Genomic DNA, 14,690 nt, shown 5'->3' with positions numbered 1-14,690 from the left:
CCCAATAGGCAATATATAGAGACAAAAAAATATGGATAAATTTGAATTGTTCACAACTTTATCCACAGCTTGTTGATAATATAGAGAACAAACAAATCTATTCACATTCAAAAGTAATACCATCATAGCAAAACCACCCTTGTTTTTCAATGAGCAGGGCGATTTTATCCACAAATTCAATCACTTGTGTATAATTTTTAAGAACAACACTACATATTGTTGATAATTTGTTCACGATTCGACAGATCTCTTCGAACCTCGACTTTTTTTATACACAGGTTGTGCGCAGCTGTGAGTAGTTTATTTTAAATTTGATCACAGGTGGATAACTGTGAAACGCTGTGGATTATTTTTTGGGGGAATCAGGACTGTGGATATCGCCATGAAAAGAGAGGACTTGCATGTGGGCGGACAAGGTTGACTTTTGCAGCGATTATGTGTTTAAATATATAAAGGTGTTTTCTGTGAGGATATGTCTCCATATTAAAATGATAATACTTGTAGATACTGTCCCTACTTCAAGGACGGCTTAGTCCGTTTCTGCTTATATGACAGTAATTATGATCCTGTAAGGGAGGTGCAATACATGAGACCGACGTTCAAACCGAATGTGAGTAAACGCAAGAAGGTACATGGTTTCCGCAAAAGAATGAGCACGAAAAACGGCCGTAAAGTGCTGGCAGCCCGCCGCTTGAAAGGCAGAAAAGTTTTGAGTGCGTAAGTTAGGCCACTTAGGGACCACTGCGGTGGTCCTTTTTTAAATGCTAAGGAAGCCTTGTTTGCAGCTGCAAATGAATTGCTTCCTTATATACCCGACGAAGCGGGTCAGACCTCTGAGAAATAGGGGTTGCCGTTTCTTCTTATTCTAAGGATATGATTTGGCTCTGCAGAGGAATACGCCTAAGTCCGTGTTGGCTATACTTTGCGGGGCTTTTTAATATATGCATGTATGGGGTGTGGCTTTCAGGGGTATGCAGCGAGCGCTGTTTATGCCAGCTCCCCGATGACTATACTAATTAGAAGATAAAATTCCGGAGCGCTTAGAACCCGGTCTTTGAATAGGAGATTCCCGTGCACAAAAGTTTACGATTACGAAACCGTGCCGACTTCAGCCGCGTATACCGCCATGGGAAGTCATTTGCCAATCATCAGTTTGTAGTGTATTGGTTCAGCAGAAAAGAGGTTGAGCGGTTCCGGCTGGGGGTTTCGGTCAGCAAGAAGGTCGGAAACGCGGTTGTCCGAAACCGGATGAGACGGCTGGTAAAAGAGATTGTAAGGCACCATGAACCGGAAATTGCCGGGGGGCTTGATATGGTGTTCATCGTAAGAAAAGGAGCGCTCTCCAAGGATTATGCCGAGCTGGAGAAAAGCGTGCTGCATGTGCTTCGCAAAGCCAAGCTGCTCAAGGCTTCACGCACGTAATGGGGGCATAAGGGGCTTGTTTATTTGTACTCGTAAATATGGTATGATTTACGGTGCAATGGAATGTTTAAGAGAGGGGTTTTGAAGTGTCTCTAATGAAGACTAGACGAGGAAAATGGTTTCTTCTCCTCGGTGTAATGGTATTGATGATTGCTGTTCTGTCGGGGTGCGCTCCGTCGTCAGCCGTGACGCACACTACGGAGGATTTGAAGAATGGAGGCTTCTGGCAGAGCAACGTCGTTTATTATTTTGCCATTGCGCTCGATACATTCGCCAAATGGTTTAATGGACAGTATGGTTTCGCCGTCCTTGTAATGGTTATCATTGTCCGTACTCTTATCCTGCCGTTAACGATGAAACAGGTGAAGAGCTCGCGTGCAATGCAGGCCATTCAACCAGAACTCGAGAAAATTAAGAAAAAATATAAAGATACACCTGAAAAGGTGCAGCAGGAAACGATGCGCCTGTTCCAGGAGAACAAGGTTAACCCAATGGCTGGCTGTCTGCCGCTGATTGTGCAAATGCCGATTTTTATCGCGCTTTACAACTCGATTTATTATAACCCGTCTCTGCGAGAGCACTCGTTCCTATGGCTGCAGCTCGGTAAGCCCGATCATCTGTTCATCTTGCCGCTCCTTGCAGCAGCCACCACCTTCCTGCAGACCCGGATGATGACCAAGATGAACCCTGTACAGCAGCAGGGACCTATGCAGTTCATGATGATGGTGTATCCGGTTCTGATCTTCATCATGTCTTACAACTTCCCGTCAGCGCTTCCGCTGTACTGGTTCTACAGTAACCTGTATACCATTATTCAGAACTACTTCTTATACCGCAACAATGACAAAACCAAACTGGCTGTGGCCACTGCCGGTGCTGGTGCAGGTAGTGCCAAAGAAGTCAATCTGGTAAAAAGCAAGAACACTAACGCGCGCAAGGATGTCACTCCAGCTGCGAAAGGCAATAGCAGCAAAGGAAAGAAGGAGGCCAAAAAGTCAAAATGAGCAAAGTCGTCGCGACAGGGAAAACCATTGAAGAAGCTGTAGAACGGGGACTGAGCCAGCTTGGAGTTCACAAGGACCGGGTAACGGTCAACGTACTTGAACAGCCATCAAGAGGATTCCTGGGATTGATCGGTGCGAAAGGTGCCAAGGTGGAATTGACCTTGATTGCCGAAGCCGCACCGGCATCAGCGGCGAGTGCTCCGTCTCTGCCTCAGCAGTCAACAAGAGAGAGCAAACAGGAGGCTGCCGGCGGTGTACCGCGCCAAGATTCCGGACACCCGGTGGAGGAAGCTTACCAAGAGGCCGTTCATTTCATAGTGGATGTCGCCAAGAGCATGGGGCTCGAGGTGGAAGTGGAAGTCGTTCATGCCAAGGAATCGACTGTTCTGCAGATAGCGGGTCCAGATCTAGGACTGCTGATCGGCAGAAGAGGACAAACTCTCGATGCTCTGCAGTATCTGGCCAATATTGTGGCCAACCGTTATTCCGATAGTTTTATCCGGCTTATACTGGATGCGGAGAACTTCCGCGAACGCCGTAAGAAGACGCTGGAGGAGTTGGCTGACCGTCTGGCAGGACGGGTTGTCCGTACCCGCAAAGAGGTTGTGCTGGAGCCGATGTCACCGCAGGAGCGGAAGATTATCCACTCCAGATTGCAGGATCACAAGCAAGTGAACACACTAAGCAAGGGTGAGGAACCGAACCGCCGTGTTGTTATCACATTGAAGTAGAGACTATATGCCGCAATGACTCCTTGACCAATGTAAGGGGTCATTGTTTTTTTGGAATAGAGAACCTTTCTGCTAAACTGAGGCAGATAAAATTGAGGTGAATAGAGAATGCATAGTGACACCATTGCTGCCGTATCAACGGCATTAGGCGAGGGAGGAATTGCAATTATCCGGGTTAGCGGCCCGCAGGCGATAGCGGAGGTGGCTCCATTGTTCCGCGGTAAGACACCGCTGACAGAAGTGGAATCGCATACCGTTCATTACGGACACATCATTAGTCCCATTGATGGAGAGCGAATGGAAGAAGTGCTGGTAACTGTAATGAAGGGTCCGCGTTCTTTTACTACCGAGGATGTAGTAGAAATTAGCGCCCATGGCGGAGTAATCTCGGTACGTAGAGTAATGGACTTGCTGTTGCAGTGCGATATTAGACTAGCCGAACCCGGAGAGTTCACGAAACGCGCATTTTTGGGTGGACGTATTGACCTTTCCCAAGCGGAGGCGGTAATTGATCTGATCCGTTCCAAGTCGGACCGGGCTTTTTCGGTTGCCCTTAAGCAGGTCAGCGGCTCCCTATCCGATAGGATTCATACGCTGCGCCACACCCTTATTGAAATGCTGGCCCATATCGAAGTAAATATTGATTATCCTGAGCATGATGTTGAAGCCTTGACGGCTGAATTTATTAAGGATAAAAGCAGTGAAGTTATGGACGGGATTAACAAGCTGCTCAAAACAGCGAATGAAGGAAAAATACTGCGTGAAGGCATCACGACAGCTATTGTCGGCCGCCCCAACGTAGGCAAGTCCTCTTTGCTCAACGCGCTTGCCCGTGACAACAAAGCGATAGTAACCGATATTCCGGGTACAACGCGTGACGTTATAGAAGAGTACGTAACTATCAACAACATCCCGCTTAAACTGCTTGATACCGCTGGGATTCGCGAAACCATGGATGTAGTGGAGAAAATAGGAGTAGAACGCTCCAAAGCTGCATTTAGCGATGCAGATCTGATTCTGCTCGTTCTGAACGCTGCCGATGAGCTGCATGAGGATGAATTGGCATTAATGGAACAAATCCAAGGTAGACAAGCACTGGTAATCATGAATAAAATGGACTTACCTTCCCGGCTGGAAAAGGACAAGCTGCTCTCTTATTTCAGCGAATCGAGCATTGTTCCGATGTCTGTGCTGGAGGAGGAAGGTTTGGATAAGCTGGAGGAATCGATTTCCGAACTCTTCTTTGGAGGCAAACTGGAGTCGGGCGACCTGACTTATGTAAGCAACGTGAGACATATCGCTCTGCTCAAAAAAGCATATAAATCGCTGCAGGACGCCTACGAGGCTGCAGATATGCTTGTTCCCATTGATATGATACAGATTGATGTACGTCTGGCGTGGGAACAGCTCGGAGAGATTATAGGCGATACCGCTGCAGATTCATTGCTGGATCAAATCTTTTCGCAATTTTGTTTAGGGAAATAACTGCGCTTGTTGAAGTGCAGCTACTATAAAAGAATAACCTGGGAGGTATCACATATGAGTTTTGATGGAGGCAGCTATGACGTAGTGGTCATTGGCGCAGGGCATGCCGGCTGCGAGGCAGCCCTTGCCGCAGCACGAATGGGCTGCCGCACGCTGATGATTACAATCAACTTGGATATGGTGGCCTTCATGCCGTGTAATCCGTCCATTGGCGGGCCTGCTAAAGGGCATGTAGTGCGCGAAATTGATGCACTGGGCGGCGAAATGGGCCGTAATATTGATAAAACCTTTATTCAGCTGCGTATGCTCAACACAGGCAAAGGCCCCGCTGTACATGCGTTGCGGGCGCAAGCCGACAAATTCCTGTATCAGCATGCAATGAAAGAAACGATGGAGAAAACACCGAATCTGACGCTTCGCCAGGGAATGGTGGAAGAACTGATTGTTGAGAATGGCAGATGTGCAGGTGTAATTACGAAGACAGGTACGGTATACCACAGTAAAACGGTTATCCTGACTACAGGAACCTATTTGCGCGGCAAAGTGATTATGGGTGAGCTGACTTATGAGAGCGGCCCGAACAATCAGCAGCCTTCGGTGAGACTTTCCGAGCATCTGCGTGAGCTTGGTTTTGACCTTGTACGTTTTAAGACAGGCACACCGCCGCGGGTGCATAAGGATACCATTGATTTCTCCAAGACCGAGATTCAACCGGGGGACGAGAAACCGAAGTTCTTTTCTTTTGAAACCAAATCATCCGATAATGAACAGCTTCCCTGCTGGCTGACTTATACTTCCGAGGTTACCCATCAGATTATAAATGACAATCTCCATCGGGCTCCCATGTTCACCGGTATTATTGAAGGAACAGGTCCAAGATATTGTCCTTCTATTGAAGATAAGGTGGTTCGATTCAGCGATAAATCACAGCATCAGATATTCCTGGAACCAGAAGGTAAAAACACTGCGGAATATTACGTCCAAGGGCTATCCACCAGTCTTCCGGAAGATGTTCAGTTAGCTGTACTCCGTTCTATTCCGGGAATGGAAAAGGTTGAAATGATGCGCAATGGTTATGCTATTGAATATGATGCAATGGTTCCAACCCAGCTCTGGCCCTCACTGGAAACCAAACGTCTACCTGGACTGTTCACGGCTGGACAGATCAACGGTACATCCGGTTATGAGGAAGCGGCTGGACAAGGTGTAATCGCCGGGATTAACGCGGCACGCAAGGTCCAGGAGAAGGAGCCGGTTGTGCTGGACCGCTCGCAAGGGTACATTGGTGTACTGATTGATGATCTGGTTACCAAAGGAACCAATGAGCCATATCGCTTGCTGACCTCACGTGCGGAATACCGCTTACTGCTTCGCCATGACAATGCGGATCTGCGCTTGACACCTATTGGTTATGAAATCGGTCTGATTCCCGAACAGCGTTATGAAGCTTTCCTGGATAAAAAAGAACGGGTAGAGCGTGAAATCACACGTCTCCGGGAGACCAAAGTTAAACCTGTAGATGTTAATGCTGCACTTGCTGAATATGAATCCGCACCTATTGTGGATGGAAGCAACTTACTGACGCTAATGCGGCGTCCGGAAGTGGCCTATAGTTTTGTTGACCTTGTTTCTCCTTCACCTGAGGGACTGGATGAGGAAATGAAGGAACAGGTAGAGATCCAGATTAAATATGCTGGTTACATTGAAAAACAGCTTCAGCATGTTGAAAAACTGCAGAAGATGGAAAAAAAGAAGATTCCAGAGGATATCAACTATAATGAAATTCACGGATTGGCAATGGAAGCACGGCAAAAGCTGACCAAAATCGCACCTATATCCATCGGCCAGGCATCGCGAATTGCCGGTGTAACACCAGCGGACATTTCCATTCTTCTTGTACATTTGGAGCATTATAACCGTGTGACGGCAGCGAAAGGATAATCTATGGATAACACTGCAGTGCAGTTTACCGCTTTAGTGCAAGCCCAAGGAATCACATTATCACCCAAGCAACTGGAGCAATTCGAGCTATACTTCACAGAACTTGTTTCATGGAATGAAAAAATGAATCTGACAGGCATAACTGAACGCGAGCAAGTGTACATGAAACATTTTTACGATTCACTTTCCCTGGCTTTCTTCATGAATATGGGGGAGGTGAACAAACTGGCGGATATCGGCTCCGGCGCAGGTTTTCCCGGAATTCCCTTAAAAATCTGTTTCCCGCATTTAAAGCTAACGATCGTGGATTCTCTCAGCAAACGCATTTCTTTTTTACAACATGTCTGTGACACGTTGCGGTTAAAGAATGTGCAGCTAATCCATGGCAGGGCAGAGGATGTTGCACGCCAGTTCATACACCGCGATGCTTATGACTTGGTTACAGCGCGTGCAGTTGCACGCTTAGCGCTGCTGAATGAATTTTGTCTTCCATTTACGCGAAAAGATGGCTTTTTTGCGGCGATGAAGGGCAATGATCCGTCGGAGGAGTTAACAGAGGCTAAACGCAGCTTCAAGGAATTGCGTGCCGAACTACAGAAGGTGGAGTCATTCACTCTTCCTGTTGAAGAGTCGGCAAGGCATATAGTTATCATCCGTAAATCAGGAGCTACACCGGCAAAATATCCGCGCAAAGCTGGAATGCCTGCCAAAGCTCCACTGATCTGATTGTTTCACGTGAAACATTTACCATTCACACAAGGTGTTTAATAAAATCAAGCTTCCATTCCTATGGGGGCTTGTTTTTTACGTTTCCTTCTATTTGGGATGTAAACAACAGAAAATGCAGGAAAAATAGGTCTCTTTGGAGAATAGGATTATAGACTAAAAAGTGATAGAATAATATAGTAAGACTTTTCATGCGAAGGCGATAGAAGCGCTGCAGAATCTCCAATATATAAAGGCTTAAAGCCTGGGTGATTTCCGGGCCGTTTCATTGGAATATTAGGATGGATTTGTTTCAATCTATCAATCATCTTTTTATTCCTTTCTGAAACGGGTACCTGAAAGCGGGGCGGGGTATCGCTGCTTCGGAAGCATATGATCCTTTGAGGACGGCATAGCCGTTTCTACTTGCTGTACGATAAGCTTTTCGCTAGGCAAGGTCAAGAAGATCGTACTATAACGAAATTAGGTGGTTATGAACGGAATGAAAGAACAATTCACCAAGCTTTTTGGATTTACCGAGCGGAGCAGCGGAGAAGAGATCAAACAGATCCCGGTTCATGAGGTCATCAGCAGTCCATATCAGCCACGGACAATTTTTGATGATGAAAAGATAGACGAGCTATGCCAGACTATCAAAACTCATGGTGTTATTCAGCCTATAGTTGTTCGCGTGCGTGATTCCCTGTATGAGATTATTGCTGGAGAACGTCGCTGGCGGGCAGTTAAAAAGCTGGGCATGGAAACAATACCGGCCATTGTTCGTGAATTCAATGATTCACAAGCAGCGTCTATTGCTCTAATCGAAAATTTGCAGCGTGAGGGTTTGACCTCAATAGAAGAGGCTATCGCTTATCAAAAATTAATCGATCTTCATCAGTTGACTCAAGAAAGCCTGGCACAGCGCCTTGGCAAAAGCCAATCAACGATTGCCAACAAAATCCGCTTGCTGCAGCTCCCTGAGCAAGTGAAAACAGCATTGATGGAAAGACAAATCACGGAACGGCATGCGCGTTCACTGCTGTCGCTGGACACTGTAGAAATGCAGCTGAAGGTGCTGGGTGAGATCATTGCCAAAGGGTTGAATGTGAAACAAACAGAAGCCCGCATTGCCTTCTATAAAGAAGTTTCAAAGACTAAAAAGTCAAAACGGGTTTCCTACACTAAGGATGTTCGTCTCGCTCTAAATACAATTCGTCAATCCATAGATATGGTTTCCGGTTCGGGAATGGAGATTAAAACCTCCGAAAATGACCGTGGCGACCATTACGAGATTGTTATTCAAATTCCAAAAAGATAAAATGGTTTAAAAAGCTGAAGGCGGCCCTGAGGTGATTGGCCGCCTTTTCTGTGACCTAAACCGGCGCATCTTGCCAATAGATCAAACATGAAGCTAACTTTGTATATTTGCCTATATTTCTCGTAAATTGATGCCACAATTCAACAGGCGATTGCGCCGTTACAACTCATGACCTACAAGATGACTCTTTCTAACAATTCGAGGTGAAATTAGTGTCCAAGATTATTGCCATAGCAAATCAAAAGGGTGGTGTCGGTAAAACAACGACCTCTGTCAACCTGGGTGCCGGAATGGCTACTCTAGGGAGAAGAGTGCTTCTGGTTGATATCGATCCACAAGGAAACACTACTAGCGGCGTTGGCATCAACAAAGCGGATGTAGCAAATTGCATTTATGATATTCTTATTAATGAAGCAAATCCACAGGAAACGATATTGGAGACTCAAATCGAAGGTCTTCATATTATTCCGGCAACGATTCAATTGGCGGGTGCAGAGATCGAACTGGTGTCCACCATATCCAGAGAGTTGAAATTGAAGAAGGCATTAAATGCGGTCAAGTCGAATTATGATTATATTATTATTGACTGCCCACCTTCATTGGGTATTCTTACCATTAATTCGCTCACTGCGGCGGATTCTGTTATCATTCCAATTCAATGTGAGTATTACGCACTGGAGGGTTTGAGCCAACTGCTGAATACTGTAAGACTGGTTCAGAAAAACCTCAATCCTCACCTGAAGATAGAGGGAGTGCTGTTGACGATGCTAGATGCCCGGACGAATCTGGGGATTCAGGTTATCGAAGAGGTGAAAAAGTATTTCCAGGAGAAAGTTTACAGAACAATCATTCCTCGTAATGTAAGATTGAGTGAAGCTCCATCACATGGGCAATCGATTATTACTTATGACAATCGCTCCAAAGGAGCGGAAGTTTACCTAGAGTTGGCAAAGGAAGTGATCTCTTATGAGTAAGCGTTTAGGGAAAGGTCTAGATGCGTTAATACCATCCTTGTCGATCAACGAAGATGATAAGGTTGTGGAGATACCTTTAGGGCAATTACGGGCAAACCCCTATCAACCTCGCAAGGATTTCAATGAGGATGCTATTCAAGAATTGGCTGAATCGATCAGACAGCACGGAGTGATTCAACCGATCATCGTCCGGAGTGTTCTGAAGGGTTATGAAATCATTGCCGGTGAACGCAGATTTAGGGCGTCGCAGTATTGTGGCAAAGCAACGATTCCTGCGGTTGTTCGCAGTCTGAGTGACCAGCAGGTTATGGAAATTGCACTGATTGAGAACTTACAGCGAGAAAACCTCAATGCAATGGAAATCGCGGTCGCTTACCAAGGGCTGATGGATCAATTTGCGCTCACCCAGGAGGAGCTTTCGCTAAAGGTGGGTAAATCCAGATCGCATATTGCCAACTTTTTGCGACTGCTTTCTTTGCCGGAAGAGGTTAAAGAATATGTTTCACGTGGAACAATTTCCATGGGGCATGCCAGAGCAATTGTGGCTCTGAAGGATCCTGAAACAGTTAAGCAGTTGGCAGAACAATGTGTGGAACAACAATGGAGTGTTAGAGAGCTGGAAGAGGTTGTGAAAAATCTTGACCGCAAACCAACTGGAGCGATTAAAGCGAAGGTTGTGAAACGTGATCCTTACATTGATAATGTGGAAGAATTGTTGCGCGAGAGATTTAAAACAACAGTGAAAATAAAACAAGGAAAAGAAAAAGGGAAAATAGAATTGAACTATTACAGTGCCCAAGACCTGGAAAGACTGTTGGAACTATTGGGTAATTGATATGGATATCTTTGTCTGAAAAACATATCCTGAGATATCCCTTAAAACGGATATGGAGGGATATGTTTTTTAAAATTATAAGGTAAGGGTGAGGAGATGGGGGAGCTCGTTTATTTGGATCATGCAGCAACATCATGGCCGAAACCGCCTGAAGTTGCTGCGGCCATGATGGATGCGTTGCAAAATTCCGGTGCAAATGCCGGACGTGGGAATCATTCGCTGGCGATTGGGGCAGGGCGGGTAATGGTGAGAGCGCGGAACAAGCTGGCAGAACTTTTTTCTGTCTCCAATGCCCAGGATATTGCCTTTACCCAAAACACTACCATGGGGCTAAATATGGCTATAAAGGGTACACTTCAACCAGGGGATCACGTGATTACTACAATGACGGAACATAACTCTGTTCGCAGGCCTTTAGAATTTTTACGCCAGACGTTGGGCATTTCTATTGATTATATACAGGTAGACCCCGAAGGACAGGTGGATTTGCTTGAACTGCAGAGGACCTTTAGAACTGACACCAAAATGATGATATGCAATCATAGCTCTAATCTGCTGGGGAGCATTCTGCCCATTGGGGAAATTGGAGATATTGCAAAATCTAAAGGTGCTCTATTTCTGGTGGATGCTGCTCAAAGTGCCGGCTCCTTAATCATTGATGTAAAAAAAATGAATATAGATTTGCTTGCTTTTCCGGGGCATAAAGGTCTCCTGGGTCCACAGGGGACAGGAGGATTGTACATCGCGCCTGAACTGGATTTGATCCCCCTGATGCAGGGGGGAACCGGAAGCCAGTCGGAAAATAGCGGACAGCCCAATGTTCGTCCTGACCGTTATGAGGCTGGGACACAAAATGGGGTGGGCATAGCCGGATTGCTGGCGGGTGTGACCAAAATAATGTCGCTGGGACCGGGAAATATTCACCGCCAAGAGTGGGAACTGACTCAGAAGTTAATGGAGGGCCTGTCCGTCGTTCCTGGAATCCGACTGCTTGGGCCTAAATTGGGTTCGGAGCGGAGCGGAATCGTATCCTTCGTGGTTGAGGGGCAGGATTCGGCAGAGATCGCCCACCGTCTGGACCGTAAATATAATATTGCGGTGCGCGCAGGCATGCACTGTACTCCGCTGGCCCATAAAGCTGCATATACATTAGAAAGTGGAGCCGTAAGAGCGAGTGTGGGCGTTACTTCGACAGAAGAGGATGTTGACCGGATGGTTGCTGCTATGCTGGAGATGTATGGCGCCACAAGTGTAGGATAAGATGCAGTGGAAAACTAAGCTATCCTTTGTTGAGAACGATAAAGTTTCATTGAGTTGAAGATAGATGTTGTATTGCATCATATAGATTCTTATATTTATACAGAAGGATGGTCCAACCATGTCGGAGTTAAATGAAATTATTAGTGAGCAGCTGTCAATGTTTATCATGGGGTTTGCACTGATCATCGTCGTGCTGGCAATTGTATTGATTCTACAGGGAGCGAAGATTCGTACTATGCGGCGGAAATATGAGGCTATGATGAGGGGCAATGGAATTGAAGATTTGGAGAGTTTGTTGATTGATCTCAAAAATCAGGGGGACATGCTGGAAGAAGTTCAACGCGAGCAAAATACAATAATTGAAGCAGCACAGGTCAAACTCCGCGGCATGAAGTCAAAGGTTGCGGTGAAACGATACAATGCTTTTGGAGAGCGGGGGAATGACCTGAGCTTCTCGCTTGCTATCATTGACGACAACCGCAGTGGTGTAGTCTTGACCAGTCTGCATAACCGTGAAAATTCGTATATCTACTCTAAACCGCTCGAGGGCGGGGAATCGCAGTACCCGCTGTCACCCGAGGAAAAGGAAGTTATCGCTCTCGCGTCGCAGCAGAACTAGCATGGAGATTCCATTGTTTCAAGGCGGAATAGAGACTGGAAGCAATGATATCCGACAATCGCATGACCAGACTTAATCTAGTATTCTGCAGGACGAAGTACTCCATAAATCCGCCGACATTTACAATTCCGGTGAGATGAATATCTCCGACAGGGGGGAGCTGCTTATTCACCCCAGCTCCGGGCCTCAGCGGACCGTCAACCACCTGAATGCAGCCGACACTGGCGGAATGGCCCAGGCAGGCGTCGATGCCGATGATGAATGGATTGTTGTGTTTTTCGTGAATAAGGGTAAGTGTTTCTTGCAAATTTACAGCATGTACAGGCTCGTCTAATGTGCCATACAAATGAAATAAGGGACTATGGAAACGGGCTAATGCTGTACCGACAAGCGGACCGAGCGAATCACCGGTGGATCGGTCTGTACCCACGCAGACGATAATAATGGGTGTATCCGCATTGGTACGGGAAAAATGAAACAGCAGCCGGTGTGTAATGGCCGAATAGATATTGGGATCTGCATGTGATATTTTTAAACAAGACGGTTCCGGCAAAGGGACAGCTTTCGAAGAGACATTCATATAATCTTCCTTTCTCAGACGGAGAAGATGTGAAAATACCAGCAAGGTTAGCAATTATATTTCAGCTTGATAGCCTGTTAATGTTCCTAGTATATGGATGAAAAATGTTTTTTATACTTCGCGGTAAAGAGATAGGACGATAAACCCAGAAGGAGGCTTGCATATGGATGAGGAACTTCTGATCGCCTTTGACTCGACCCAACAGGCGCTGCGCGCTGAGATGCTGCTTGAATATGCAGGGATCGAAATTGATATCTTCCCTACTCCGAAGGAGATTACCGCCGGGTGTGCAATGTCGATCCAATTCTTTCGCGGAGCGCTTGGTGAGGTTCGGAAGATTGTAGAAGAGCAGAGTGTTGAAATACGCGGGATCTTTAGAGAGATGGAAGAAGGCGGCTACGCATTGATTGGGGAAAAGGAGGGGTTAGATGAATAGGTGGATGCTTGAAGCAACTACTGCAAATGCTGTGGAAAGTGCGGTAAAGTTCAAGGATAAAGTATGGAATTTGTTAACAGATGCGAATATGTGGGCGAACGTACTATTTGCAGGGCTGCGTATTCTTTTAATCTTTATTTTGACCCGTATCATTATAAAGGTTGTATCTAAGGTGATCGACCGTTCAATGGAAAAGGAGACCCGCGGGAGGCTGTTGGGTGATAGCCGCAGATTCTCAACCGTTGGCGGGCTGCTGAAAAATGTGGTTACGTTCATTTGCAATTTTGTAATGATCATGCTGGTTCTTTCAGAGTTCCATTTCGATTTGGGTCCATTATTGGCCGGAGCCGGAGTAGTCGGGCTTGCCATCGGGTTTGGCGCGCAGAGTTTGGTCAAGGATGTAATAACAGGCTTTTTTATTATTTTTGAAGATCAGTTCGCAGTTGGCGATGTGATTCAGACAGGGACCTACAAGGGGACGGTAGAAATGATTGGCCTCAGAACGACGAGGCTGCTTAGCAGCACCGGTGAGGTGCATATTATCCCCAATGGAACAATTATCAACGTAACGAACTATTCGCTGGCTAATGCGCTCGCGGTAGTGGATGTTCCTGTAAAGATCGAACGGGGGCTGGAGGCCACGCTCGCTCTGATTGGAGAAGCGCTTAAGGGGATAGAAGAGCGGAACACAAATGTCGTAGCCTATCCGAATATTCTGGGAATTCAGTCGATGAGCACCTCGGAATATGTGATTCGAGTAGCGGCCCATTGTCTTCCGAATGCCAGGGATGCTGCGGAGCGGCAAATCCAAAGCGATATCAAGCGGGCATTGGAGAAACAGACGGCGCTGGAGGCGGCTAAGGCTGAGCAGGAGGCGCGTGAACAAGCGGAACAGGCTGAAAGGGCTGCGAGGGAAATGGAGGCCTTGGAGGCGCCGCCCAGTGGGCGCGAATCCTCGGGGAATCGACCTGACAGACAGGTTGCTGCCACGCATGAGGAAGAAAAGGGGGAGAAGTAATGGAACGGAAGGTTTTTGGGCTTGGCGATATTGTTCTCATGAAAAAGCCGCATCCTTGCGGAACCAATGAAATGGAGATCATCAGGATGGGGATGGATATCCGGATTAAATGTACCGGCTGTCATCACAGTGTTCTCATTCCCCGGGCTAAGTTCGAGAAGAATATGAAAAAAGTGCTGCGTTCCGCCGAGGGTGAAACCACGAATAATTAAACTTGCAAAAGTAAAACTGGCGTGTTACAATAAATCTTGCTGCGGAGAGGTACCCAAGAGGCCCAAGGGGGCTGACTCGAAATCAGTTAGGCGTGTCACAGCGTGCGTGGGTTCGAATCCCACCCTCTCCGCCATTTCAGTTCTACATAC

General features: G+C 46.6%; 17 protein-coding genes and 1 tRNA gene. 16 read left to right on the top strand and 2 right to left on the bottom strand.

Translation table 11 applies throughout. The annotated features are described in order from the left end of the window. Positions 1-97: 97 nt before the first annotated feature. Positions 98-235, bottom strand: a complete 138-nt coding sequence (locus PGRAT_RS33635; protein WP_155990454.1) for a hypothetical protein — start codon at positions 233-235, stop codon at positions 98-100. A 351-nt stretch (positions 236-586) separates the two neighbouring features. Here PGRAT_RS33635 and rpmH point away from each other — a divergent pair, with 351 nt between their 5' ends. The 12 genes from rpmH (at position 587) to PGRAT_RS30995 (ending at position 12,294) form a co-directional block, all read left to right on the top strand. Continuing rightward, positions 587-721, top strand: coding sequence for a 50S ribosomal protein L34 (rpmH, locus tag PGRAT_RS31050; protein WP_019914530.1), 135 nt, complete (start codon positions 587-589; stop codon positions 719-721). Positions 722-1,071: 350 nt separating this feature from the next. Further along, positions 1,072-1,422, top strand: a complete 351-nt coding sequence (gene rnpA / locus PGRAT_RS31045; protein ID WP_025706824.1) for a ribonuclease P protein component — start codon at positions 1,072-1,074, stop codon at positions 1,420-1,422. A gap of 86 nt (positions 1,423-1,508) precedes the next feature. After that, positions 1,509-2,426, top strand: coding sequence for a YidC/Oxa1 family membrane protein insertase (locus PGRAT_RS31040; RefSeq protein ID WP_025706823.1), 918 nt, complete (start codon positions 1,509-1,511; stop codon positions 2,424-2,426). Then, positions 2,423-3,157, top strand: a complete 735-nt coding sequence (gene jag, locus PGRAT_RS31035) for an RNA-binding cell elongation regulator Jag/EloR (RefSeq protein ID WP_025706822.1) — start codon at positions 2,423-2,425, stop codon at positions 3,155-3,157. Before PGRAT_RS31040 ends, jag begins: the two co-directional genes overlap by 4 nt. A 108-nt stretch (positions 3,158-3,265) precedes the next feature. Next, entirely contained in the window at positions 3,266-4,642 is a 1,377-nt protein-coding gene (gene mnmE, locus PGRAT_RS31030; RefSeq protein ID WP_025706821.1) for a tRNA uridine-5-carboxymethylaminomethyl(34) synthesis GTPase MnmE, read from the top strand. 54 nt (positions 4,643-4,696) lie between these two features. Then, complete coding sequence (mnmG, locus tag PGRAT_RS31025) at positions 4,697-6,583, top strand: tRNA uridine-5-carboxymethylaminomethyl(34) synthesis enzyme MnmG (protein ID WP_025706820.1); 1,887 nt, start codon at positions 4,697-4,699, stop codon at positions 6,581-6,583. A 3-nt stretch (positions 6,584-6,586) separates the two neighbouring features. Next, a complete protein-coding gene (rsmG, locus tag PGRAT_RS31020) occupies positions 6,587-7,309 on the top strand; it encodes a 16S rRNA (guanine(527)-N(7))-methyltransferase RsmG (RefSeq protein ID WP_025706819.1) in 723 nt (240 codons plus the stop codon). A 481-nt stretch (positions 7,310-7,790) separates the two neighbouring features. Beyond that, positions 7,791-8,606, top strand: a complete 816-nt coding sequence (gene noc / locus PGRAT_RS31015; RefSeq protein WP_025706818.1) for a nucleoid occlusion protein — start codon at positions 7,791-7,793, stop codon at positions 8,604-8,606. 212 nt (positions 8,607-8,818) lie between these two features. Beyond that, complete coding sequence (locus tag PGRAT_RS31010) at positions 8,819-9,580, top strand: ParA family protein (RefSeq protein WP_025706817.1); 762 nt, start codon at positions 8,819-8,821, stop codon at positions 9,578-9,580. Then, the gene (locus PGRAT_RS31005) at positions 9,573-10,415 is read left to right on the top strand and encodes a ParB/RepB/Spo0J family partition protein (protein WP_025706816.1); all 843 of its coding nucleotides are present in this window, start codon (positions 9,573-9,575) and stop codon (positions 10,413-10,415) included. Before PGRAT_RS31010 ends, PGRAT_RS31005 begins: the two co-directional genes overlap by 8 nt. A gap of 96 nt (positions 10,416-10,511) precedes the next feature. Continuing rightward, entirely contained in the window at positions 10,512-11,675 is a 1,164-nt protein-coding gene (locus PGRAT_RS31000; RefSeq protein ID WP_025706815.1) for an aminotransferase class V-fold PLP-dependent enzyme, read from the top strand. A 118-nt stretch (positions 11,676-11,793) separates the two neighbouring features. Further along, a complete protein-coding gene (locus PGRAT_RS30995; RefSeq protein ID WP_025706814.1) occupies positions 11,794-12,294 on the top strand; it encodes a DUF4446 family protein in 501 nt (166 codons plus the stop codon). On the opposite strand, the gene yyaC is transcribed toward PGRAT_RS30995, so the two are convergent. After that, positions 12,266-12,874: a spore protease YyaC gene (gene yyaC / locus PGRAT_RS30990; protein WP_025706813.1), complete on the bottom strand. Its 609-nt coding sequence runs from the start codon at positions 12,872-12,874 to the stop codon at positions 12,266-12,268. The genes PGRAT_RS30995 and yyaC overlap by 29 nt on opposite strands. A 163-nt stretch (positions 12,875-13,037) precedes the next feature. On the opposite strand from yyaC, the gene PGRAT_RS30985 reads away from it, so the two are divergent. The 4 genes from PGRAT_RS30985 to PGRAT_RS30970 all read left to right on the top strand — a co-directional run bounded on the left by PGRAT_RS30985 (position 13,038) and on the right by PGRAT_RS30970 (position 14,674). Next, on the top strand, positions 13,038-13,310 hold the full coding sequence (locus tag PGRAT_RS30985) for a putative Se/S carrier protein (RefSeq protein ID WP_025706812.1): 273 nt from the start codon (positions 13,038-13,040) through the stop codon (positions 13,308-13,310). Further along, positions 13,303-14,328: a mechanosensitive ion channel family protein gene (locus PGRAT_RS30980; RefSeq protein ID WP_025706811.1), complete on the top strand. Its 1,026-nt coding sequence runs from the start codon at positions 13,303-13,305 to the stop codon at positions 14,326-14,328. Before PGRAT_RS30985 ends, PGRAT_RS30980 begins: the two co-directional genes overlap by 8 nt. Then, positions 14,328-14,540 carry a DUF951 domain-containing protein gene (locus PGRAT_RS30975; protein WP_025706810.1) on the top strand — a complete coding sequence of 71 codons (213 nt, stop codon included), beginning with the start codon at positions 14,328-14,330 and terminating at the stop codon, positions 14,538-14,540. The genes PGRAT_RS30980 and PGRAT_RS30975 overlap by 1 nt, the downstream gene beginning before the upstream one ends. Positions 14,541-14,583: 43 nt before the next feature. Then, a tRNA-Ser gene (locus PGRAT_RS30970) sits at positions 14,584-14,674 on the top strand. Positions 14,675-14,690 lie beyond the last annotated feature (16 nt).

This window comes from Paenibacillus graminis (assembly GCF_000758705.1).
GTDB classification, from domain to species: Bacteria; Bacillota; Bacilli; order Paenibacillales; family Paenibacillaceae; genus Paenibacillus_AQ; species Paenibacillus_AQ graminis.
This window is presented reverse-complemented; position numbering and strand designations above follow the sequence as displayed.